Source organism: Amycolatopsis pretoriensis, from assembly GCF_900107925.1.
GTDB lineage: Bacteria > Actinomycetota > Actinomycetes > Mycobacteriales > Pseudonocardiaceae > Amycolatopsis > Amycolatopsis pretoriensis.
The window spans coordinates 374,078-392,497 of the sequence record NZ_FNUJ01000005.1 but is presented as its reverse complement, the minus strand read 5'-3'; the positions used below and the strand labels follow the sequence as shown (position 1 = coordinate 392,497).

The following is an 18,420-nucleotide window of genomic DNA, read 5'->3' as shown; positions in this document are numbered from 1 at the left end:
TTGTGGAGCGGCGCAGGTGGCCCAGGCCACCCCCGGCCCCCTCGGCGAACGGACCCGCCGGTACCACGGAGTAAGTTGACGGCCGGCGGACCGGAAGGAGGAACGGGTGATCTTCGGATTCGCCGTGACGGTCGCCGCGGCGGCCACGCTCGTCGCGCTCTGGAGCTTCGTCCAGTCGGCCCGCAACCGGCTGCCGGACAACCCGCTCCTGATCGGGATCGCGGTCGTCGAGGTCCTGCTGGTCGTCCAGCTGGTGATCGGGATCGTGCTGCTCGCCGGCGGCGACCGGCCGGGCAGCCTGGCGACCTACCTGGCCTACCTGATCGGCAGCCTGGTCGTGCTGCCCGTCGGCGCCGTCTGGGCGCTGGCCGAGCGGAGCCGGTCGAGCACCGTCGTGCTCGGCATCGCCTGCCTGGCCATCCCGGTGATGGTGCTGCGACTGAACGAGGTGTGGAGTGGAGCAACAGCGTAGGACGGCCTCCGGCCCCGGACGGGTGCTCGTCGCCGTGTACGCGATCTTCGCGCTGGCCGCGACGTCGCGGGCCGGCGTCCAGATCGGCACGAAGTTCCACGAAGCACCGCTGGCCTACCTGCTCTCGGCGTTCGCCGCGGCCGTCTACATCGTCGCGACGATCGCGCTGGCCAAGCGCGGCGACGCCTGGTGGCGCGTCGCGCTGGCCGCCTGCTCCATCGAACTGCTCGGCGTGCTGACCATCGGCACGCTCAGCCTGGTCGACGCCGCCGCGTTCCGGCACCCGACGGTCTGGTCGGTCTACGGCGAGGGCTACCTGTTCATCCCGCTGGTGCTGCCGGTCGTCGGCCTCTACTGGCTGCGCCGCACCGCGCCGCAACCCGTGGGTTGAGCGCGAAACACTACGGGAACAGCACGTAGTCCATTCGGCGAAATAAATACGGACGCCACCGGACTTTCGTCGGTTCCGGACATTCCCCGAAAACTCGGACACTCTTCTCGTTCGGTCCCCACCGGCTTTCGCGTGCGGGCTCTCCGCACGAAAAGGAGTGATCGTGAAATTCGGGAAGTTCGTGCTGCTCGCCGCGAGTACCGCGCTGGCCGTCGTCGGCCTGGCCGGCCCCGCGGCGGCCCAGACCACCCCGCAGGCCCAGCCGTCGATCATCGGCGGCAGCACCGCCTCGAGCGGCCCCTGGGCGGCCCGGCTGTTCGTGAACGGCCAGCAGAACTGCACCGCGACGATCATCGCGCCGCAGTACATCCTGACCGCGAAGCACTGCGTCAGCAGCTCCGGGACGTACACCTTCCGGATCGGCAGCCTCGACCAGTCCAGCGGCGGCACGATGGCCACCGGCTCGACGATCACGCGCTACAACGGCAGCGCCGACCTGGCGATCGTCCGGCTCACGACCTCGGTGAACGCCACCTACTCGCCGCTCGGCAGCGTCGGTGACGTCTCGGTCGGCCAGAACGTCTCGGTCTACGGCTGGGGCGCGACCAGCCAGTGCGGCTCCGAGATCAACTGCCAGTCGCGGTACCTGAAGGTCGCGACGGTCCGGGTGAACTCGATCGGCTGCAGCGACTACACCGGCGGCGTCGCGGTGTGCGCGAACCGCGTCAACGGCATCACCGCCGGCGGCGACTCCGGCGGCCCGATGTTCGCTTCCGGCCGCCAGGTCGGCGTCGCGTCGACGAGCGACCGGTCGAACAACACGGCGTACACGAACATCACGCGTTATCGCAGCTGGATTTCGCAGGTCGCGGGCGTCTGATTCCCGCAGGAAAGGGCCCGGCCGTTTTCCCGGCCGGGCCCTTTTCGTCAGGACGTCGAAATGTCGTCGAGCTGTTCCGCGGCGGGCCGTACCGGGTAGAGGTCACCGCCCGGTTCGACGGGCACGCGCGGCAACGCCGTCCGCGCGGCTTTGTCGCCGGCGTCGGCCGCCGCGTGCAGGACGTCCAGCGCGGCGTATTGCCGGAAGTCCAGCTCGGGGTACGGCCACTGCCCGGTCGTCGCGCCCGGGATCAGGTAGTCGACGGCCTTGAAGAGCGACGCGCCGCTGGGCGCGGTGTAGTGCCACAGGTCGACGCCGACGTGCTTGCCGATCTGGGCGAGCCGGGTCAGGGCGACGAGGTTGAAGTTGGAGTAGTGCCAGCTGCGCGTCCGGCTGGCTTCCGCCGGCTGGTAGCCGTCGGCGTTGACCTGCGCCGCGATGCGGTTCGGCCCGGCGTCCTGGGTGATCGTCTTCGCCAGATCCGGCTGGCCGGTGCCGAGCGCGAGCGCGGCGGCGAGCATGTCGTAGAAGCTGCCGTGGTTGTTCTGGGCCTTGGCCTCGTCGGTGCCGTTCTTGCTGGTGCGCAGCCAGGTCAGGAACTGCGTGTACCAGCCGGTCATGCCGGCTTGGTCGGTGTTCGTCCAGCCCGGGGCGCCGGTGGCGAGGATCGCGGTGGCGTCGACGACCTGGGTGAGCGTGTAGGAGAACTCGATGATGCCGATGCCGCGGCCGTCCACCTTGCACGGGATGCCCTGGGCGTAGTTCATGTTCGGGTTCATCTTCGTGGCCGCGTCGAGGAACCACGTACGCAGGTCGAGAGCCGCGCGCTGGGCGTAGCGCGCGTCGCCGGTGTAATACCAGGCGAGCGCGAGCCGGTAGATCGCGGCGAAGGCGTCGCCGCGGTAGGCGTGGTCGGTGATCTCGTCGACGATGGGGTTGCGCTGGCCGTCCTTCTGCACGAACGGGCAGCCCCACGGGTTCTCGGCGGTCGGTTGCGTGGTGGGCCACCAGTAGGGCGCGAGGCTGAGGTAGTCGTGCTTGTCGCCGCTGGGCGAGACCTGTTTCTTGGTGGTGACGCTCCAGGGTCCGGTGGTGAGGTCGGTCTTGGCCTGCTTGAGCAGGTTGCCGAGGGCGGTCTTGGCCGTGCGTTCCCCGACGAGGGCGGCGAACTTGGTGCGTAGCAGCTGATTGCCGTCGAGAACGGCGGTTTGCGGCGCGCAGATCGCCCCGATGACCGGGACGGTGCAGCCGTGCGACGCGGGCGCCGCCTCGGCCGGCGTCGTTGTCGAGGTGACGATGCCCGCTACGGCGAGCGCGGCCACGACGGTGTGGCGGAGAACCATGTCCGCTCCATTCACAAATATGAACACCAAACCCGTGAGTGAATGGAGAGTACGCATGTGAACGTACCTTCGGCAATGCCCTTGCCGAAGTCAGTCGCGCGGACGGAAGAAGGCTTCGAGACGCGCGGCGCCGAGGTTCGCCCAGGTGTCGGCGGTCTCGAGAACGGCCGCGGCGCAAGTGGGGAACTTGGCTCGGACGAGACGGGTGTCGTCGCCGTAGCCGGCGAGGTCCAGGGTGAGTTCGCTGACGCCGGGTTCGTGCCCGACGAGAGCGAGCGTGGTGACGTCGGGCGCGATCCGGCGGGCGGCTTCGAGGAACTCTTCGGGGCCGGCGCCGTATAGATCACCGTCGTATTCGACCGGCGGCTTCTCCGGGAGCGCCTCGCTGATCCGCGCCCAGGTTTCCCGCGTGCGGCGAGCCGTGGAGCAGAGGACGCGCTCGGGGACGTACCCGCGTTCGACGAGCCACCGGCCGAGCTTGGGCGCGTCGCGGATACCGCGTGGGGCCAGGGGACGTTCGTGATCGGGCAGATCGTCGGACCAATCCGACTTGGCGTGCCGGAGGACGATCAGCCGCCTGGTCGCGTCCATGTTCACCGCCTGTCGCCCCGGTCGGTGAGGCCGGGGAATGGTGGGCCGCCTGGGGCTCGAACCCAGAACCTACGGATTAAAAGTCCGCAGCTCTACCAATTGAGCTAACGGCCCGCACCCCAAGTCTAGCCAGCACCCCCGCACCCACCCGCACACCGGGTCCGGCTGACGCCGTCGAGCATGATGGCCGCATGTCCGGTTCGCTGCTGATCCTCACCGGCCCGCCCGGGGCCGGGAAGTCCACCGTTGCGCGGCTCGTCACCGAACATGCTCCGCGACCCACTGTTCACCTGCACACCGACAGCTTCTACGTCTGGATCCGGACCGGGTTCGTCCCGCCCTACCTGCCCGAGTCCGCGCGGCAGAACGACGTCGTGCTCGGGGTTATCGCCGAGGCCGCCTGTGGCTATGCCCGCGGGGGCTATGACGTCGTTCTCGACGGCGTCGTCGGGCCGTGGGCGCTCGACCCGTTCCGCGATGCCGCGAAGCGCGACGGTCTGGACCTCTTCTACGTCGTCCTGCGGCCGAGTCTCGACGTCACCCTTGCCCGCGGGACCGCGAGGGATGCCACGGAACTCACCGACGTCGAGCCGCTCACGGGCATGCACGGCGCCTTCGCCGACCTGGGTGAGCTCGAGACGCACGTCATGGACACGACCGACCAGACCGTCGAAGAGACCGCCAACGCAGTACGGCGCCGAGCTCGCTCGGCGCCGTACTCGCTCTGATGTGGACTCAGCAGTTCACGTACAGACCCGTGTAAGCCGTGCACTTCTTCGACGCCGTGTCGTTGGCCGCCGCCGGGTCGGCCGGGGTGCTGGCCGCGCGCTGGGCCGTTGCCGTGAACGCGCCCCACGCGAAGAAGCCGCCCTCCGACGAGAACTTCGCCGTCGCCGACGCTCCCGGGGCCAGCGTGCCGATCGCGCAGCTCAAGCTCGTGCCCGAGCGGGTGCAGCCGGTCACCGACGTGATCGTGCGGCCCGTACCCGCGTTGGCCGTCACGCGGACGCCCGTCGCGGACGCCGGGCCGGTGTTCGACACCGTGATCACGTAGTCGACGCGCGCGACCAGGCCGGCACGCGGCGTGGCGGTCAGCGCGACCTTGACGTCGGCCTTCGGCGCCGCGGTGATCGTAACCGCTGGGCCGTCCTCGACGCCGAACGCGTAGTTGTCGCCCGCGAACTGGTGCTGCAGCGTGAACTGGCCGGCGGTGACGTCCTCCTTCACGCGGAGGGTGAACGTCACGGTGCGGCTCTCGCCCGCGCCCAGGTCGCCGACGCCGCCGCGGTAGCTGCTGAGGTACTGGTCGCAGCCGATCGTGCCGGCGCAGGAGACCAGGTCCACCAGGTCGACGATCGGCTTTTCCTTGGCGTAGACCGCCGCCTTCGCGCCGGTGACGGTGAAGTCCGTCGGGTTGTACAGCTGCTCGGTGACCGTGAAGGTGTCGCCGGCGTGCAGCGAGGTGTCGCTGACTTCGATCGTGCTGGGGGCCGGCGCCGCGGACGCGACAGCGGGGGCCGCGAAGAGGGCCGCTGCGGTCAACGCGGCCAGCACGGCGGTTCTTCGACCGGTTCGCTCCATGGTCGTGATCTCCTGATTCCGGACGAGGGGGTGCCGCTCCGACCGGGGTGGGGACGGGGTGATCGCAGCAGCTGACGAAGATCAGATCGCCGCACCCGAACTTTCGTTACCGGGTTCTTGAAACCGTGTCTGAACTGGGGTTTCCCGCCGTTGCCGGGTCACCGGGCACGACGGCGGCCCGAAAATTGTCGGACCCCCGTGGCACGCTCCGCACATGACCGAACACACCGCACCCGTGGCCGCCCCGGCCCGCCTCACCGGCGACCGCACCGACCCGACGCCGGTCGCGGACGAGCGCCAGGCCCTGACCGAAAGCCTCGACTACTACCGGCGCACCTTCGAGATGAAGTGCGAAGGCCTGGACCCGGCCCGGCTGTCCGAACGTTCGGTACCACCGTCGACGTTGACGCTGCACGGCCTGCTGCGGCACCTCACCGGCGTCGAACGGTGGTGGTTCCGGATCCAGTTCGCGGGCGAGGACCTCCCGAACCTCTACTACTCGGACGACGACCCGGAGCAGGACTTCACGTCGCTCGACGGTGACGTCGGCGAGGCTTTTTCGTTGTGGCACGCGGAATGCGCGCGTTCCCGGGAGATCGTCGCGGCCAGCGCGATGGATCAGACGGGGACGCGGATCAGCACGGGACAGCCGTTCACGTTGCGGTGGCTGATGTTGCGCATGATCGGCGAGTACGCGCGCCACATCGGCCAAGCCGACCTGGTCCGCGAACGGATCGACGGCGCCACCGGCGAATGACGGCTCAGGTTCGCGCCGCCGGGCGGCGCAGCCGGAACAGGAGGTTGACCACGAGCGGAACGACGATCCAGCACGCGTAGGCCCAGTGCGTGAAGAAGGCCACCGGGATCGAGACGGCGAAGGCGGCGATCATCGTGCCGAGCCCGCGGTAGTACTCGCCGAAGAGCTCCGGCGGGGTGTCCGCGCGGCAGAGGCCGTGACGCTGGATTTGCCGGGTCATCACGACGAACAGCGTGAGCGCGACGACCTGCACGAGCGCGTACAGGACGAAGCGGAACTCGAACCCGCCGTCTTCGGCGAGCACCTTCGTGGCGAAGGGCATGAGCACCATCATCGGCAGCCAGCCGAAGGTGAGCCGCAGGAGCCCGGCGCGCACGGTGGTGACGTGGTGGAACAGACGGTGGTGGGCGCGCCAGTGCCCGCCGATCAAGGCGAAGCTGATCAGGAAGGAGATGTATTCGAAACGGTGGTGCCCGAGTGATCGCAGCAGTTCGGCGCTGGTGGCGCCCTCCGGCAGGGGTAGCTCGAGCGTGAGCAGGGTGATCGCGATGGCGATGACGGCGTCGGAGAAGAAGGTGAGGCGCTCGGCGGCGAACGCGCGAGTCCCGGAGCCGGCGGTGTCCTCGGTGTCTCGCTCGGACGTGGCGCTACTCATGGCGGGTGAGCCTGCCAGACGCGGCCGCGGAAAGGCAGCCACCGCCGGGTGCGTGCGATGCTGACGCCATGACCGTCGACCCCGATTCCGGACTCCTGTCCCCGGTCCGGGCCGGTACGCCGGCCGAAGCATCGACCGGTGACGAGGCCTGGTTGCGCGCCATGCTCGACGCCGAGGCGGCGCTCGCCCGGGCGCAGGCACGGCTCGGAACGGTGCCGTCCGGGGCCGCGGACGCGATCACGGAGGCCGCGGGCAGCGCGCGGATCGACGTCGTCGAGCTGGCGCGGGGGTCGCGGGCGACCGCGAACCCGGTGGTCGGGCTGGTGAAGGCGCTGACGTCGGCCGTCGACGCGGTCGCGCCCGAGGCGGCGGAGTACGTGCACCGCGGCTCGACCAGCCAGGACATCTTCGACACGGCGATGATGCTGGTCGCCGACCGGACGCTGCGGCCGCTGGTCGCCGACCTCGACGCGACGGCCGAGGCGCTGGCCGGGCTGGCGCGCGAGCACCGGGACACGACGATGGCCGGCCGGACGCTGACGGCGCACGCGGTGCCCACGACGTTCGGGCTCAAGGCCGCGGGCTGGCGGCAGCTGGTGCTGGACGCGGCGGTCCGGGTCCGGCGCGTGCTGGACGGCGGGCTGCCGGTGTCACTGGGCGGCGCGGCCGGGACGCTGGCGGCGTACGTGGAGTACGCGCGGCTGGCAGAGGCTGGGCAGGCCGGGGCTGGGGACGGCGCCGGAGCTGGCGACCCCGCATACGCCGAACGGCTCGTCGCCGCGTTCGCCGAGGAGACCGGGCTGGCTGCCCCCGTCCTTCCTTGGCATTCGCTGCGCACGCCCGTCGCCGACCTCGCCGGGGCGCTCGCCTTCGCCGCGGGTGCCCTGGGGAAGCTGGCCGTCGACGTCGCGACGCTCACCCGGACTGAGCTCGGCGAGGTTGTCGAGCCGGCCGCCGAGGGGCGGGGTGGTTCCTCGGCCATGCCGCACAAGCGGAACCCCGTGCTCGCGACGCTGATCCGGTCGGCCGCGCTGCAGGTGCCCGTGCTGGCCGCGGGCGTCACGCAGTCGATGCTGACCGAAGACGAACGCTCGGCCGGTGTCTGGCACGCCGAATGGCAGCTCGTCCGCGAGTGCCTCCGGTTGACCGGCGGTGCCGCGCACACCGCCGTCGAACTCGCGCGTGGGCTCACCGCTCAGCCCGGGCGGATGCGGGCGAACGTCGCTTCGACGCACGGGCTGATCGTCTCCGAACGGCTCTCCGCCGTGCTCGCGCCGCTGCTCGGCAAGGCGAAGGCCAAGGAGCTGCTCGGCGAGGCGTCGCAACGCGCTGTCCGCGAGGACCGGCCGCTGCGGAACGTGCTCGACGAGCTGCCCGCCATCACCGATGTCCTCACGCCGGCGGCACTGGACGCGCTCCTGGACCCCGCCGGCTACACCGGGGCCGCGGGGGCGCTCGTCGACCGGGCGTTGGGCGACACCTTCTGACCTGGGGCGAACCCGCGGCGAAAATTCTTTGAACCGCCCCCGGCGGGGGTCCGTGTAGTGGGTATCAGGCAGCCGCACCGAGCGGCGGGAAACCCCAACGGACACAAGGAGAACTTCCATGCTTCGCACGCGCATCGCCGTCTCCGTCGCCGCGGCGGCAGCCGGGCTGGCAGTGCTCACCGCTTGCTCGGGTGCCGAAACTGCTCAGCCGGTCATCGCCCCCGCAGCGGCGGGTGGCACCGGCGGCGGCCAGATCGCCAACGGACAGGTCGGGAACGCCGCCCCGGCGTCGAACGAGTCGAAACTCGTCGTCGCGGACGTCGCGAGCGTCGGACAGGTGATCACCGACCAGAACGGCATGACCCTCTACCGGTTCGACAAGGACACGGCCAAGCCGCCGAAGTCCAATTGCGACGGTGACTGCGCCAAGACCTGGCCGCCGGTGCTGGCCACCGGGGACGTTCAGGTGCAGGGCATCGACCGGAACCTCGTCGGGAAGGTGACGCGCTCCGACGGCACCGAGCAGGTCACCGTCGGCGGGTGGGCGCTCTACCGCTACGCCAAGGACACCAAGGCCGGTGACGCGACCGGCCAGGGCGTCGGCGGCGCCTGGTACGCCGCCAACGCCAAGGGCGGCAAGGCCGGGCAGGCCGCGAGCGAAGCCGGCGTCGTGAAGCTGAGCGCCAGCAACATCGACGGGCTCGGCGAGGCGATCGTCGACCAGAACGGCATGACCCTCTACCTGTTCCAGAAGGACACCAAGAAGGCCAAGACGTCCGCCTGCAACGGCGACTGCGCCAAGACCTGGCCGCCGGTCCTCTCCAACGGCAAGGTCGAGCTGCAGGGCATCGACTCGAAGCTCCTCGGCAGCATCAAGCGTTCCGACGGCACCGAGCAGGTCACCATCGGCGGCTGGCCGGTCTACACCTTCTCGAAGGACCTGAAGCCGGGCGACGCGAACGGCATGGGCGTCAACGGCACCTGGTTCGTCATCGAGCCCAACGGCTGCAAGGTCGGTACCACCCCCAGCTCCACCGCCAACCAGGCTCCGGCGGCTGACAGTGGCGCTGGGAGCAGCAACAACTCCGGCTCCGGTGGTACGACCTACTGAACCGGCACGATCTAGTGGGCGAGGCCCGGCGGACGCTCTTCACGAGCGACCTCCGGGCCTCGCTCGTTGTGGTCACGACGCAGGAACGACCGGCGGCGCGGACGCTCGTCGGAAGTCACGACGCGGTCGGTGTCCGCGGTGCGGTCCGTGGCGGCGACGCGGTCGGCGTCGACAGCGCGGTCGGTGCGCTGCTCGACGACCGTCGGCTCGTCGACGACCTCGTCCTCGGGGACGTGGATGACGCGGCGGGCCGGCAGGACGGCGATCAGCAGACCGAGCGCGGCGACGCCGAGGTGCAGCCAGGTGTCGGCGCGGCCCATGTCCATCGGGTTGCCGGCGTTGGCGAACGGGTTGGTCGAAATGGTGCCGTCGATCATCAGGCCCCACACGAACAGGGCGCCGTAGAAGAGGAAGAGCAGCCAGCCGAACGTCCGGGCGCGGCCCGAACCGAACGCCAGCAGCAGGCCGACGACGCCGGTCACGACGCGGACCAGGCTCATGAGCGGGTTGCCGGAGAACCGCCAGAACCCGGCGTCGTGGTGGCCGGCGAAGTTCCCGACCCCGGTCCTGGTGAACCCGATGATGCCGACGACGAGGAACGCGATCCCGGCCAACCCGGCCAGCACCTGCGCCGGCTGCAGGCCGCGAACCCGGATGCGTGCGCCTTTCGCGTGAGTCATGACTCCAGTCCTTCCCAGAGTGTGGTGACGATCGTCACCGCACACAGGTACCCCGCGAACACGGGCAGCGAAACGACGGTGCTTGCCCGCAGGCCCCCGGGGCGTTCCCGGATCCGGGCCGGTTCGAGACCTATCCCACAAAGTCACCCGATCCGGGGAACGCCGGAGCTCGCTCCCGGCAATCCGGAACATGCGCAAGCTGAGCGGCATCTTCCTGGTGGGACTGTGCGTGGGGGCGATCGGCGCGGTCGCGATCACGATCGGTCACGGGCCGGCTCAGCCGCCCAAAGCGATCGCGGTCACAGAAGCGCTGACAACGATGTCGGAATCGGCGAGCGCGACTCCCGAACCGACGCCGACGCCGTCGACGACGCCCAAGGAAACACCCAAGGAGACGCCGAAGGACGAGCCACCGTCCAAGGTGGACGCCGCCGAGCTGGACCGGCTGGTGGGCAGCGGCGAGGTCAGCGCCGTCGTGTTCGACCGGCAGCGCGGCGCGGCGATCGTCTCGGTGCACGCCGATCGCGCGTACACCTCGGCGTCGCTGGTGAAGCTGCTGATCGCGTTGGCGGTGCTGGACCGCGGCGGCCCCGTGGCGGACGTGCAGCGGATGCTGTCCCGCAGCGACGACGACCTCGCGAGCCGGTTCTGGTCCGCCTACGGCGGGCCGGCGATCGTGACGGGCTGGGCCAAGAAGATCGGCCTCACCGGCACCCGGGCGCCCGCGGATCCGGGGCGGTGGGGCGACACGCGGATCACCGCGAAGGACGTCGTGAAGATCTACCAGTACGTGCTGGCGCACGCGCCCGGCTCGATCATGGCCGCGTTGCGCGCCGCGACCGAGCGGGGTTCGGACGGCTTCCGGCAGTACTTCGGCATTCCGGACGCGGCCCACGGCCGGCCGTGGGCGGTGAAGCAGGGCTGGTCGTGTTGCATGCCGACGCGGATGCTGCACACGTCCGGGGTGGTCGGCGACGACAGCCGGTACATCGTGGTGGTGCTGAGCGAGCACCCGGCTTCGACGGACTACGCGACGGCTTCGAAGCGCGTGACGGCGGTGGTTTCGGCCCTGCTGGGCTGAGCGGCGGCATGGGCAGCGGCTCGGCGTGCGGCCCGCCCCACCGCTACTGGTCCGTGTCCGCCAGCGCCCCGTGCGCACCGGACTTCGGCAGCGGCCACGGCAGCACCCCGCCGGTGGTCTCGACCTGTCGCCCGGCCGGGGCCGGCGATGACGCGTGCGCCCCGATCCACGCCAGGACGTCCGGGATCTGCGACTTGAACGTGTTCATGTTGTGCCCCGCGTCCGTCACCCGCCACGACGAAAACTGCACCGGGGGCTTGGCCGCCGCGCGGATCTGGTCGATCGCGAAGCTCTCGTACTTCTCCTTGTCCCCCGAAATCGCCAGGATTTCCACCGGCGACGGGTGGAGGCGGACGTTCACGCGGACGTTGTTGGCGTCGTTGATGTCCTGACGGCCGTGGAACAGGTCTTCGGTCTCCGCGTCGACCTGGGCCTTGTCGTAGCCGCTGACGCTGACCGCCTGGCCGTACCACTGGGGGTGGCGCGTCACGAGGTTCATCGCGCAGTAGCCGCCCGAGGACCAGCCCGCGATCGTCCACGCGCGGCGGTTCGCCGACACGCCCAGCTTCTGCAGGGCCCAGTCGCGCAGGTCCGCCGTCAGGTACGTGTCGTTGGCCGTTCCGCCGACCTCGTCGACGCATTCCGTGTCGTGGCCGACCTTCGGGACACCCGTCGGGTCCGGGACGATCACCACGGTCGGCGGCAAGACGTGCCGGGCGATCGCCGTGTCGAGCTGCTCCGGCATGTGGTAGCCGCTGGTGAAGACCTCGGGGCCGGACGGGTAGTTCGGGATCCACTCGATCGACGGGAAGCGCAGTTCCTTGTACGCCGCGTCGAAGTACTGCGGGGGCAGGTACACCGTGACGTCGCGGGTCAGCTTGGTGCGCCGGCCCGTCACCTTCATGTGGACGACCGTGCCCTTGCCCTCCTTCGCGTGCGCGACCCCCGTGTCGCGCAGCTTTTCGAGGTCTTCGCCGTTCTGCGACGCCTCCGCGTCGGTGCCCTGGCCGGCGTACGCGCCGGTGCCGAGCAGCGAGCCGACCGTCGGGAAGAACCCGCCGATCAGGTTGCCCGCCATGCCGGTCGTCAGGACCAGCAGCACGACCGCGAGCAGGATCGTGGCGCTGCGCCACAACCGCTTGCGCTTCCAGCGGTCCCAGAACCACGGGACCGCGATGATCGCGAGCAGCGTCAGCACGACCACCACGATCATGTTGACCGGCGAATCGAGCCGGATGCTGCTCAAGTTCATGGGACGGTCCTTCCGGGCGGGCGGTGAATGCGCACCCGGAACCCCCCGGACTCGCGTATATATCACGTTTGACCGGGCATGCACGTTGCGGCCCTGTGAGTTGCGTCATAGGGCCGCAACGTGCGGCGTACTCAGCGATTTCTCAGTTATTTAGCCAAAGCGCGGGTCAGCACGGTGATGGCCTGCGTGATCGCGGCCTCGGCGGCGTGGGTCTCGCGAAGCGCGTTGACCATCACGAAGTCGTGGATGATCCCCTGGTACCGCACGGCCGTGACGGGCACTCCGGCCTGACGCAGCTTCGCCGCGTACGCCTCACCTTCGTCGCGAAGCACGTCGGCCTCGCCGGTGATCACCAGCGCCGGCGGCAACCCGGCCAGCTCCTCGAGCGACGCGCGCAGCGGCGACGCCGTGATCTCCGCACGCTGGGCGGGGTCGGTCGTGTACTGGTCCCAGAACCACTTCATGCCTTCGCGGCCGAGGAAGTAGCCCTCGGCGAACTTCAGGTACGACTCGGTGTCGAAGTTCGCGTCGGTGACCGGGTAGAAGAGCACCTGCTGCTTGAAGGTGACGTCGCCGCGCTGCTTGGCCAGGATGGTCAGCGCCGCGGTCATGTTCCCGCCGACCGAGTCGCCGGCGATCGCGATGCGCGAAGCGTCCAGACCCTGCGAAGCGCCCTCCGAAGCGACCCACTTCGCGACGGCGTAGCTCTGCTCGATGGCGACCGGGTAGCGCGCCTCCGGCGAGCGGTCGTACTCGGGGAAGACGACGGCCGCGCCGACGCCGGCGGCGAGTTCGCGCACGAGCCGCTCGTGGGTGTGGAAGTCGCCGAAGACCCAGCCGGCGCCGTGGATGTAGAGGATCACCGGCAGGGGTCCGGAAACGCCGGCCGGACGCACGATCCGCGTCTCGACCTCGCCGGTCGGCCCGCCCGGGACCCGCAGCACCTCGATCGACGCGTCGGCCATGGCGACGTCGCCGTCCTGGACGCCGCCGACGGCCTTGCGTCCCTCGGCCGGCTCCAGCTGGAACAGGTACGGCGGCTGGTCGGTGGCCTCGGCGAACGCCTGCGCGGCCGGTTCGAGGGCCAGGTTGTGCGGGTTGGCGGTCATGTCGTCCTCCTCGGTTCGAACTGGTGTCACCAAAGTAGCTCGCAACTCAGTTGTGCACAACTGAATGACGCTCAATGAGATACAGGGCACTTAAGTTGCCACGCAGCACGATGTCGGGAACCATGGAGTGTTACGAGAGAGGAGGACGCCATGGCATCGCTGCGGCTGGACGACCAGCTCTGCTTCGGGCTGTACTCGGCGTCGCGCGCGGTGACGTCGCTGTACCGGGTCGTCCTGGAAGACCTCGACCTGACCTACCCCCAGTACCTGGTCATGCTCGCGCTTTGGGAGCGGGACCACCGCCTGGTGAAGGAGCTCGGCGCCGAGCTGAACCTCGACTCGGGCACGCTCTCGCCGCTGCTGAAGCGGCTGCAGACCGCGGGCCTGGTGCTCCGCAACCGCCAGGCCGACGACGAACGCTCGGTCCGCGTCAGCCTGAGCGACACCGGGAAAGCGTTGCGCGAGAAGGCGGAAGGCATCCCCGACGTGATCGGGACGGCGATGAGCCTCGACGACGCCGGGGTGGCCCGGCTGCGCGCCGAACTCGACCGCCTGACAGAGTCGGTGAACGCCTACCGAGAGGCCACGGCACCGGCATGATCAACCACGACGACGCGCTGAAGGCCGTCGAGAGCAGCCTCGACCGGCCGTCCGCGGCGCGGATCTACGACTACTTCATCGGCGGGAACACCCACTACGCGATCGACCGCGAGTTCGCCGAGAAGGTCCGCGACCGGCTGCCGCTCATGGGCGAGTACTGCAAGACGAGCCGGCAGTTTCTCGGCCGCGCGGTGCGGCAATGCGTCCGTGAAGGCATCCGGCAGTTCGTCGACATCGGCTCCGGCCTGCCGACCGCCGGCAACGTCCACGAGATCGCCGACGAAGAGCGCGACGAGCTCGACACGCGCGTGCTCTACATCGACAACGAGCCCATCGCGCTCGCGCACTCGACGCTGCTGCTCGCCGACACCGCCGATCCCGAGCGCCACCACGCCATCGCCGCGGACTTCCTGCAGCCCGAAGACCTCTGGGACCGCGTCACGGCTTCCGACGTCATCGACGTGCGCGAGCCGGTCGCGCTGGTGATCAACGCCGTCATGCACTTCATCAAGGACGAGCAGCACCCGGACGAGCTGCTGGCCTACTACCGCGACCGGCTGCCGTCGGGCTCGCTGCTGGTGCTGTCGCAGATGACGAACGAGAACCCGGTCAACGACGACGAGCGGCAGGCCCTGGTCGACCTGCTCGAGTACTACGAGACCACGACGAACCCGGGTTTCCTGCGGACGTTGAGCGAGTTCGAACGCTTCTTCGGCGGCTGGCCGATGCTCGAACCGGGGCTGGTCTACGCGCCGGCGTGGCACCCGGACGAGCAGACCGTGTTCGCCGGGTCGCCGTCGGAGTCGCGGGTCATCGGCGGCGTCGCGCGCAAGCCCTAGGAGGCTTCGCGCAGGCCTTCCAGCACGTCGAGGACCGCGCTCTTGCCCAGGTCGACGGCCTTGCGCAGCACCTCGGGGTCGCGCTCCAGCACTGCCACGTCCGGTGCCCCGTCGGGCGGCCGGACGCTCAGGATCCGCGGGTCCGACGCCAGGATCTCCTCGTCTTCGACGTCTCGGCGGTAGGTGTCGCGCCACGCCGGGATCGCGCCTGGGGCCTGGCGGCGAAGGAACCGCGGGACGACGACGTCGTAGGCGCGCGGCGGCGGCAGCGGCAGTTCGTCGGCGCGGCGGGTGCGCAGCACGAGGACGTCGGTCGCGTCCTGGGCCAGCGCGGTCCGGTACGGGATCGGCTCGGCGACGCCCGCGTCGACGAACCGGCGGCCGGATAGGGGGATCGGGGGGCCGGCCAGTACCGGCATGCACGACGACGCCGCGAGCGCGATCTTGATCGCGGCGACGTCGTCCAGAAAGGGGTGCAGGTCGGTCGACTCGCCCGTGTCGGCGTCGGTGGCGAGGGGGTGGAAGGTCACCGGGTTGGCCAGGATCGCCGGGAAGTCCATCGGTTCCAGCACCGAATAGACCTGGTGGACGAGGTATTCGAGGTCGATCACCGCGCGGCCGCGCAGGGTGTGCAGGGGGTTGATGATCCGGCGCATGACGACCGGGTTCCACCAGGTGCGGACGCCGGTCGAGGAGCGGCCGCAGAGCAGCCACGCGCCGTTCAGCGCGCCGGCCGAGGAGCCGTAGACCGCGTCGAACGCGGGGGTGACGCCGAGTTCGTCGAGCGCCAGGACCATGCCGCTGGAGTACGTGCCGCGGCTGCTGCCGCCTTCGATGGCGAGCGCGAGGCGCCGGCCGTCGGTGCGTTCTCCCGGGACACTGCCCGCCGCCATCCGTTCGGAGATCAGTTCGAGTACCGGGTGCACCCTTCCCATCCTGGTCATTTCCCGCGCGCAGTCGACCCGATTTGCCCCACCCGAGGGGGTGAAGTGATGCGCGCCTCGTTGCACTGCAACTAGTTGCATAGGACAGTGCGAGCATGGCACTGGAGCACGCGATCCTCGTCTCGCTGTCCGAGCGGGCCGGCTCGGGCTACGAGCTCACGCGCCGGTTCGAGAAGTCGATCGGGCTCTTCTGGAGCGCCACCCACCAGCAGATCTACCGCGTTCTGAAGCGGATGGAAGAGGCCGGCTGGGTCGCCGTGGACGTCGTCGCGCAGTCGGGGCGGCCGGACAAGAAGGTCTACACGGTCAGCGACGCCGGCCAGGCCGAACTCGTCCGCTGGCTGGCCGAGCCCGATCCGAGTGCCGGGCCCGTGGAACTCGCCGTGAAGATCCGCGGCGCCACCTTCGGCGACCCCGCGATGGTCGCCGAAGAGATCGTCCGGCACCGGGCCGCGCACGCCGAACGCCTCGACGTCTACCGCCAGATCGAAAAGCGCGACTTCCCGTCGCCCGCGGGCCTGCACGGCCGGCACCTGCACCAGTACCTGGTCCTGCGCGGCGGCATCCGCGTCGAAGAGGGCCAGGTCGAGTGGTTCGACGAAGTCCTCGCCGCCCTCCACCACCCCAAGGACGCCTGATGACCCCGTACCCGAACCTGCTGTCCCCGCTCGACCTCGGCTTCACGACGCTGCGCAACCGCGTCCTGATGGGGTCGATGCACACCGGCCTCGAGGACAAGGCCGCGCACTTCCCCGAGCTCGCCGAGTACTACGCGGAACGCGCTCGCGGCGGTGTCGGCCTGATCGTCACCGGCGGTTTCGCGCCGAACAAGACCGGCTGGCTGCTGCCGCTCGCGTCCAAGCTGACGACGTCGGCCGAAGCGAAGCAGCACCGGCAGCTCACCGCGCCCGTCCACGACGCCGGCGGCAAGATCGCACTGCAGGTCCTGCACGCGGGGAGGTACGCCTACCACCCGCTGAGCGTGTCCGCGTCGAGCATCAAGGCGCCGATCAACCCCTTCCGCCCGCGTGGCCTCACCGGGTACGGCGTCAAGCAGCAGATCAACGCTTTCGCGAACTGCGCGGCTCTCGCGCGCGAAGCGGGCTACGACGGCGTCGAGATCATGGGCTCCGAGGGCTACCTGATCAACCAGTTCCTGGCCGAGCGCACCAACAGGCGCACCGACGCCTGGGGCGGCACGCCGGAGAAGCGACGAAGGTTCGCCGTCGAAATCGTCAAGCGCACCAGGCAAAAGGTCGGCGACGACTTCATCATCGTCTACCGGCTCTCGATGCTCGACCTCGTGCCGGGCGGGCAGAGCTGGGACGACGTCGTCGCGCTCGCCCGAGAAGTCGAGGCGGCCGGCGCGACGATCATCAACACCGGTATCGGCTGGCACGAGGCCCGCGTGCCGACGATCGTGACGTCGGTGCCGCGCGCCGCGTTCACCTGGGTCACCGGGAAGCTCAAGCCGCACGTCACCATCCCGGTCGTCACCTCGAACCGGATCAACATGCCGCAGGTCGCCGAGGAAGCCCTGAGCAGCGGCGACGCCGACCTCGTGTCGATGGCGCGGCCGTTCCTCGCCGACCCCGAGTGGATCCGCAAGGCCGAGACCGGCCGCGAGGACGAGATCAACACCTGCATCGCCTGCAACCAGGCCTGCCTCGACCACGCGTTCAAGCGCAAGCTCGTGTCCTGCATGGTGAACCCGCGCGCCGGCCACGAAACCAAGCTGACGCTCCTCCCCACGCGGCGGTCGAAGCACGTCGCCGTCGTCGGCGCGGGGCCCGCCGGGTTGGCCGCGGCGACCGCGCTCGCCGAACGCGGCCACAGCGTCGAGCTGTTCGAAGCCGACGACGAGATCGGCGGCCAGTTCGGCATCGCGCGCAAGATCCCCGGCAAGGAGGAGTTCGCCGAGACGATCCGCTACTACCGGCGGCGCCTCGAAGTCACCGGCGTGAAGCTGCACCTCGGAAAGCGCGTGTCCGCGGCCGAGCTCACCGGGTTCGACGAGGTCGTGCTGGCCACCGGCGTCGCGCCGCGCGTGCCGGCGCTGCCCGGGATCGACCACCCCAAGGTCCTCTCGTACGTCGACGTCGTGAAGCACGGCAAGCCGGTCGGTGAGCGGGTCGCCGTCATCGGGGCGGGCGGGATCGGCGTCGACGTCAGCGAATTCCTCACGCACGCGGACTCGCCGGCACTCGACCTCGACGCGTGGATGACCGAGTGGGGTGTCACCGACCCGGAACACGCGGCCGGCGGACTCGGGACGCCGAAGCCCGAGCCGTCGCCGCGGCGGGTGTACCTGCTGCAGCGGAAGAAGTCCGGGATCGGTTCCGGGCTCGGCAAGACCTCGGGCTGGGTGCACCGGGCCGCGCTCAAGGCCAAGCGGGTCGAGCAGATCACCGGCGTGACCTACGAGAAGATCGACGACGCCGGCCTGCACCTCACCGTCGACGGCGCCCCGCGGCTGCTGGAAGTCGACACGGTCGTCGTCTGCGCCGGTCAGGAACCCGTGCGCGACCTCGCCGACGCGCTGCCCGCGGACCTGCCGGTGCACCTGATCGGCGGGGCCGACGTCGCCGCGGAACTCGACGCGAAACGCGCGATCGACCAGGGAACGAGGCTCGCCGCCGCGCTGTAG

General features: G+C 70.1%; 20 protein-coding genes and 1 tRNA gene. 12 read left to right on the top strand and 9 right to left on the bottom strand.

Going from position 1 to position 18,420, the window contains the following annotated elements:
• Window positions 1-106: 106 nt before the first annotated feature.
• From BLV96_RS23615 to BLV96_RS23605, 3 genes are all read left to right on the top strand, one after another.
• A complete protein-coding gene (locus tag BLV96_RS23615) occupies window positions 107-472 on the top strand; it encodes a hypothetical protein (protein ID WP_086673626.1) in 366 nt (121 codons plus the stop codon).
• A gap of 22 nt (window positions 473-494) precedes the next feature.
• A complete protein-coding gene (locus tag BLV96_RS23610) occupies window positions 495-863 on the top strand; it encodes a hypothetical protein (RefSeq protein WP_086673624.1) in 369 nt (122 codons plus the stop codon).
• Window positions 864-1,026: 163 nt separating this feature from the next.
• Entirely contained in the window at window positions 1,027-1,743 is a 717-nt protein-coding gene (locus BLV96_RS23605; protein WP_086673645.1) for a S1 family peptidase, read from the top strand.
• A 47-nt stretch (window positions 1,744-1,790) separates the two neighbouring features.
• Here the strand turns inward: BLV96_RS23605 and BLV96_RS23600 are convergent, their stop codons facing one another.
• The 3 genes from BLV96_RS23600 to BLV96_RS23590 form a co-directional block, all read right to left on the bottom strand.
• On the bottom strand, window positions 1,791-3,086 hold the full coding sequence (locus BLV96_RS23600) for an alginate lyase family protein (protein WP_086673622.1): 1,296 nt from the start codon (window positions 3,084-3,086) through the stop codon (window positions 1,791-1,793).
• A gap of 90 nt (window positions 3,087-3,176) precedes the next feature.
• Complete coding sequence (locus tag BLV96_RS23595; RefSeq protein WP_086673643.1) at window positions 3,177-3,677, bottom strand: SixA phosphatase family protein; 501 nt, start codon at window positions 3,675-3,677, stop codon at window positions 3,177-3,179.
• A gap of 38 nt (window positions 3,678-3,715) precedes the next feature.
• Window positions 3,716-3,791, bottom strand: a tRNA-Lys gene (locus BLV96_RS23590).
• Window positions 3,792-3,868: 77 nt separating this feature from the next.
• Between BLV96_RS23590 and BLV96_RS23585 the strand changes: the two genes are divergently transcribed.
• Entirely contained in the window at window positions 3,869-4,405 is a 537-nt protein-coding gene (locus BLV96_RS23585; RefSeq protein WP_086673619.1) for an AAA family ATPase, read from the top strand.
• Between the two features lie 7 nt (window positions 4,406-4,412).
• Here BLV96_RS23585 and BLV96_RS23580 read toward each other — a convergent pair whose 3' ends face one another.
• Complete coding sequence (locus BLV96_RS23580) at window positions 4,413-5,258, bottom strand: COG1361 family protein (RefSeq protein ID WP_208608304.1); 846 nt, start codon at window positions 5,256-5,258, stop codon at window positions 4,413-4,415.
• Between the two features lie 214 nt (window positions 5,259-5,472).
• Here BLV96_RS23580 and BLV96_RS23575 point away from each other — a divergent pair, with 214 nt between their 5' ends.
• Complete coding sequence (locus tag BLV96_RS23575) at window positions 5,473-6,015, top strand: DinB family protein (RefSeq protein WP_086673615.1); 543 nt, start codon at window positions 5,473-5,475, stop codon at window positions 6,013-6,015.
• A gap of 4 nt (window positions 6,016-6,019) precedes the next feature.
• On the opposite strand, the gene BLV96_RS23570 is transcribed toward BLV96_RS23575, so the two are convergent.
• Entirely contained in the window at window positions 6,020-6,670 is a 651-nt protein-coding gene (locus tag BLV96_RS23570) for a TMEM175 family protein (RefSeq protein ID WP_086673613.1), read from the bottom strand.
• Window positions 6,671-6,738: 68 nt separating this feature from the next.
• Between BLV96_RS23570 and BLV96_RS23565 the strand changes: the two genes are divergently transcribed.
• A complete protein-coding gene (locus tag BLV96_RS23565; RefSeq protein WP_167379706.1) occupies window positions 6,739-8,157 on the top strand; it encodes a nitrosuccinate lyase in 1,419 nt (472 codons plus the stop codon).
• Between the two features lie 118 nt (window positions 8,158-8,275).
• Window positions 8,276-9,268, top strand: a complete 993-nt coding sequence (locus BLV96_RS23560; RefSeq protein ID WP_086673609.1) for an SCO0930 family lipoprotein — start codon at window positions 8,276-8,278, stop codon at window positions 9,266-9,268.
• Window positions 9,269-9,279: 11 nt separating this feature from the next.
• Here BLV96_RS23560 and BLV96_RS23555 read toward each other — a convergent pair whose 3' ends face one another.
• Complete coding sequence (locus BLV96_RS23555) at window positions 9,280-9,948, bottom strand: DUF4383 domain-containing protein (RefSeq protein ID WP_086673606.1); 669 nt, start codon at window positions 9,946-9,948, stop codon at window positions 9,280-9,282.
• A 190-nt stretch (window positions 9,949-10,138) separates the two neighbouring features.
• Here BLV96_RS23555 and BLV96_RS23550 point away from each other — a divergent pair, with 190 nt between their 5' ends.
• Window positions 10,139-11,029 (top strand): serine hydrolase, encoded by an 891-nt coding sequence (locus BLV96_RS23550; RefSeq protein WP_086673604.1) that lies wholly within the window; start codon window positions 10,139-10,141, stop codon window positions 11,027-11,029.
• Window positions 11,030-11,072: 43 nt separating this feature from the next.
• Here BLV96_RS23550 and BLV96_RS23545 read toward each other — a convergent pair whose 3' ends face one another.
• Window positions 11,073-12,281 (bottom strand): alpha/beta hydrolase, encoded by a 1,209-nt coding sequence (locus BLV96_RS23545; RefSeq protein ID WP_086673602.1) that lies wholly within the window; start codon window positions 12,279-12,281, stop codon window positions 11,073-11,075.
• A 146-nt stretch (window positions 12,282-12,427) separates the two neighbouring features.
• Window positions 12,428-13,390 carry an alpha/beta hydrolase gene (locus BLV96_RS23540; RefSeq protein WP_086673600.1) on the bottom strand — a complete coding sequence of 321 codons (963 nt, stop codon included), beginning with the start codon at window positions 13,388-13,390 and terminating at the stop codon, window positions 12,428-12,430.
• 150 nt (window positions 13,391-13,540) lie between these two features.
• Between BLV96_RS23540 and BLV96_RS23535 the strand changes: the two genes are divergently transcribed.
• Both BLV96_RS23535 and BLV96_RS23530 read left to right on the top strand, forming a co-directional pair.
• Window positions 13,541-13,990 carry a MarR family winged helix-turn-helix transcriptional regulator gene (locus BLV96_RS23535; RefSeq protein WP_086673598.1) on the top strand — a complete coding sequence of 150 codons (450 nt, stop codon included), beginning with the start codon at window positions 13,541-13,543 and terminating at the stop codon, window positions 13,988-13,990.
• Window positions 13,987-14,829, top strand: coding sequence for an SAM-dependent methyltransferase (locus BLV96_RS23530; RefSeq protein WP_086673596.1), 843 nt, complete (start codon window positions 13,987-13,989; stop codon window positions 14,827-14,829). The genes BLV96_RS23535 and BLV96_RS23530 overlap by 4 nt, the downstream gene beginning before the upstream one ends.
• On the opposite strand, the gene BLV96_RS23525 is transcribed toward BLV96_RS23530, so the two are convergent.
• On the bottom strand, window positions 14,826-15,764 hold the full coding sequence (locus BLV96_RS23525) for a patatin-like phospholipase family protein (protein ID WP_244180419.1): 939 nt from the start codon (window positions 15,762-15,764) through the stop codon (window positions 14,826-14,828). The genes BLV96_RS23530 and BLV96_RS23525 overlap by 4 nt on opposite strands.
• A 104-nt stretch (window positions 15,765-15,868) precedes the next feature.
• Between BLV96_RS23525 and BLV96_RS23520 the strand changes: the two genes are divergently transcribed.
• Window positions 15,869-16,411 carry a PadR family transcriptional regulator gene (locus tag BLV96_RS23520; RefSeq protein ID WP_086673592.1) on the top strand — a complete coding sequence of 181 codons (543 nt, stop codon included), beginning with the start codon at window positions 15,869-15,871 and terminating at the stop codon, window positions 16,409-16,411.
• Window positions 16,411-18,420 (top strand): NADPH-dependent 2,4-dienoyl-CoA reductase, encoded by a 2,010-nt coding sequence (locus BLV96_RS23515; protein WP_086673590.1) that lies wholly within the window; start codon window positions 16,411-16,413, stop codon window positions 18,418-18,420. Before BLV96_RS23520 ends, BLV96_RS23515 begins: the two co-directional genes overlap by 1 nt.

Bases quoted from the DNA above. Each gene is read 5' to 3' on its own strand.
- BLV96_RS23595 (WP_086673643.1), bottom strand. From the start codon at position 3,677: ATGGACGCGACCAGGCGGCTGATCGTCCTCCGGCACGCCAAGTCGGAT.
- BLV96_RS23585 (WP_086673619.1), top strand. From the start codon at position 3,869: ATGTCCGGTTCGCTGCTGATCCTCACCGGCCCGCCCGGGGCCGGGAAG.
- BLV96_RS23560 (WP_086673609.1), top strand. From the start codon at position 8,276: ATGCTTCGCACGCGCATCGCCGTCTCCGTCGCCGCGGCGGCAGCCGGG.
- BLV96_RS23520 (WP_086673592.1), top strand. From the start codon at position 15,869: ATGGCACTGGAGCACGCGATCCTCGTCTCGCTGTCCGAGCGGGCCGGC.
- BLV96_RS23535 (WP_086673598.1), top strand. From the start codon at position 13,541: ATGGCATCGCTGCGGCTGGACGACCAGCTCTGCTTCGGGCTGTACTCG.
- BLV96_RS23545 (WP_086673602.1), bottom strand. From the start codon at position 12,281: ATGAACTTGAGCAGCATCCGGCTCGATTCGCCGGTCAACATGATCGTG.
- BLV96_RS23515 (WP_086673590.1), top strand. From the start codon at position 16,411: ATGACCCCGTACCCGAACCTGCTGTCCCCGCTCGACCTCGGCTTCACG.
- BLV96_RS23540 (WP_086673600.1), bottom strand. From the start codon at position 13,390: ATGACCGCCAACCCGCACAACCTGGCCCTCGAACCGGCCGCGCAGGCG.
- BLV96_RS23600 (WP_086673622.1), bottom strand. From the start codon at position 3,086: ATGGTTCTCCGCCACACCGTCGTGGCCGCGCTCGCCGTAGCGGGCATC.
- BLV96_RS23580 (WP_208608304.1), bottom strand. From the start codon at position 5,258: ATGGAGCGAACCGGTCGAAGAACCGCCGTGCTGGCCGCGTTGACCGCA.
- BLV96_RS23575 (WP_086673615.1), top strand. From the start codon at position 5,473: ATGACCGAACACACCGCACCCGTGGCCGCCCCGGCCCGCCTCACCGGC.
- BLV96_RS23565 (WP_167379706.1), top strand. From the start codon at position 6,739: ATGACCGTCGACCCCGATTCCGGACTCCTGTCCCCGGTCCGGGCCGGT.
- BLV96_RS23555 (WP_086673606.1), bottom strand. From the start codon at position 9,948: ATGACTCACGCGAAAGGCGCACGCATCCGGGTTCGCGGCCTGCAGCCG.
- BLV96_RS23530 (WP_086673596.1), top strand. From the start codon at position 13,987: ATGATCAACCACGACGACGCGCTGAAGGCCGTCGAGAGCAGCCTCGAC.
- BLV96_RS23550 (WP_086673604.1), top strand. From the start codon at position 10,139: ATGCGCAAGCTGAGCGGCATCTTCCTGGTGGGACTGTGCGTGGGGGCG.
- BLV96_RS23525 (WP_244180419.1), bottom strand. From the start codon at position 15,764: ATGGGAAGGGTGCACCCGGTACTCGAACTGATCTCCGAACGGATGGCG.
- BLV96_RS23570 (WP_086673613.1), bottom strand. From the start codon at position 6,670: ATGAGTAGCGCCACGTCCGAGCGAGACACCGAGGACACCGCCGGCTCC.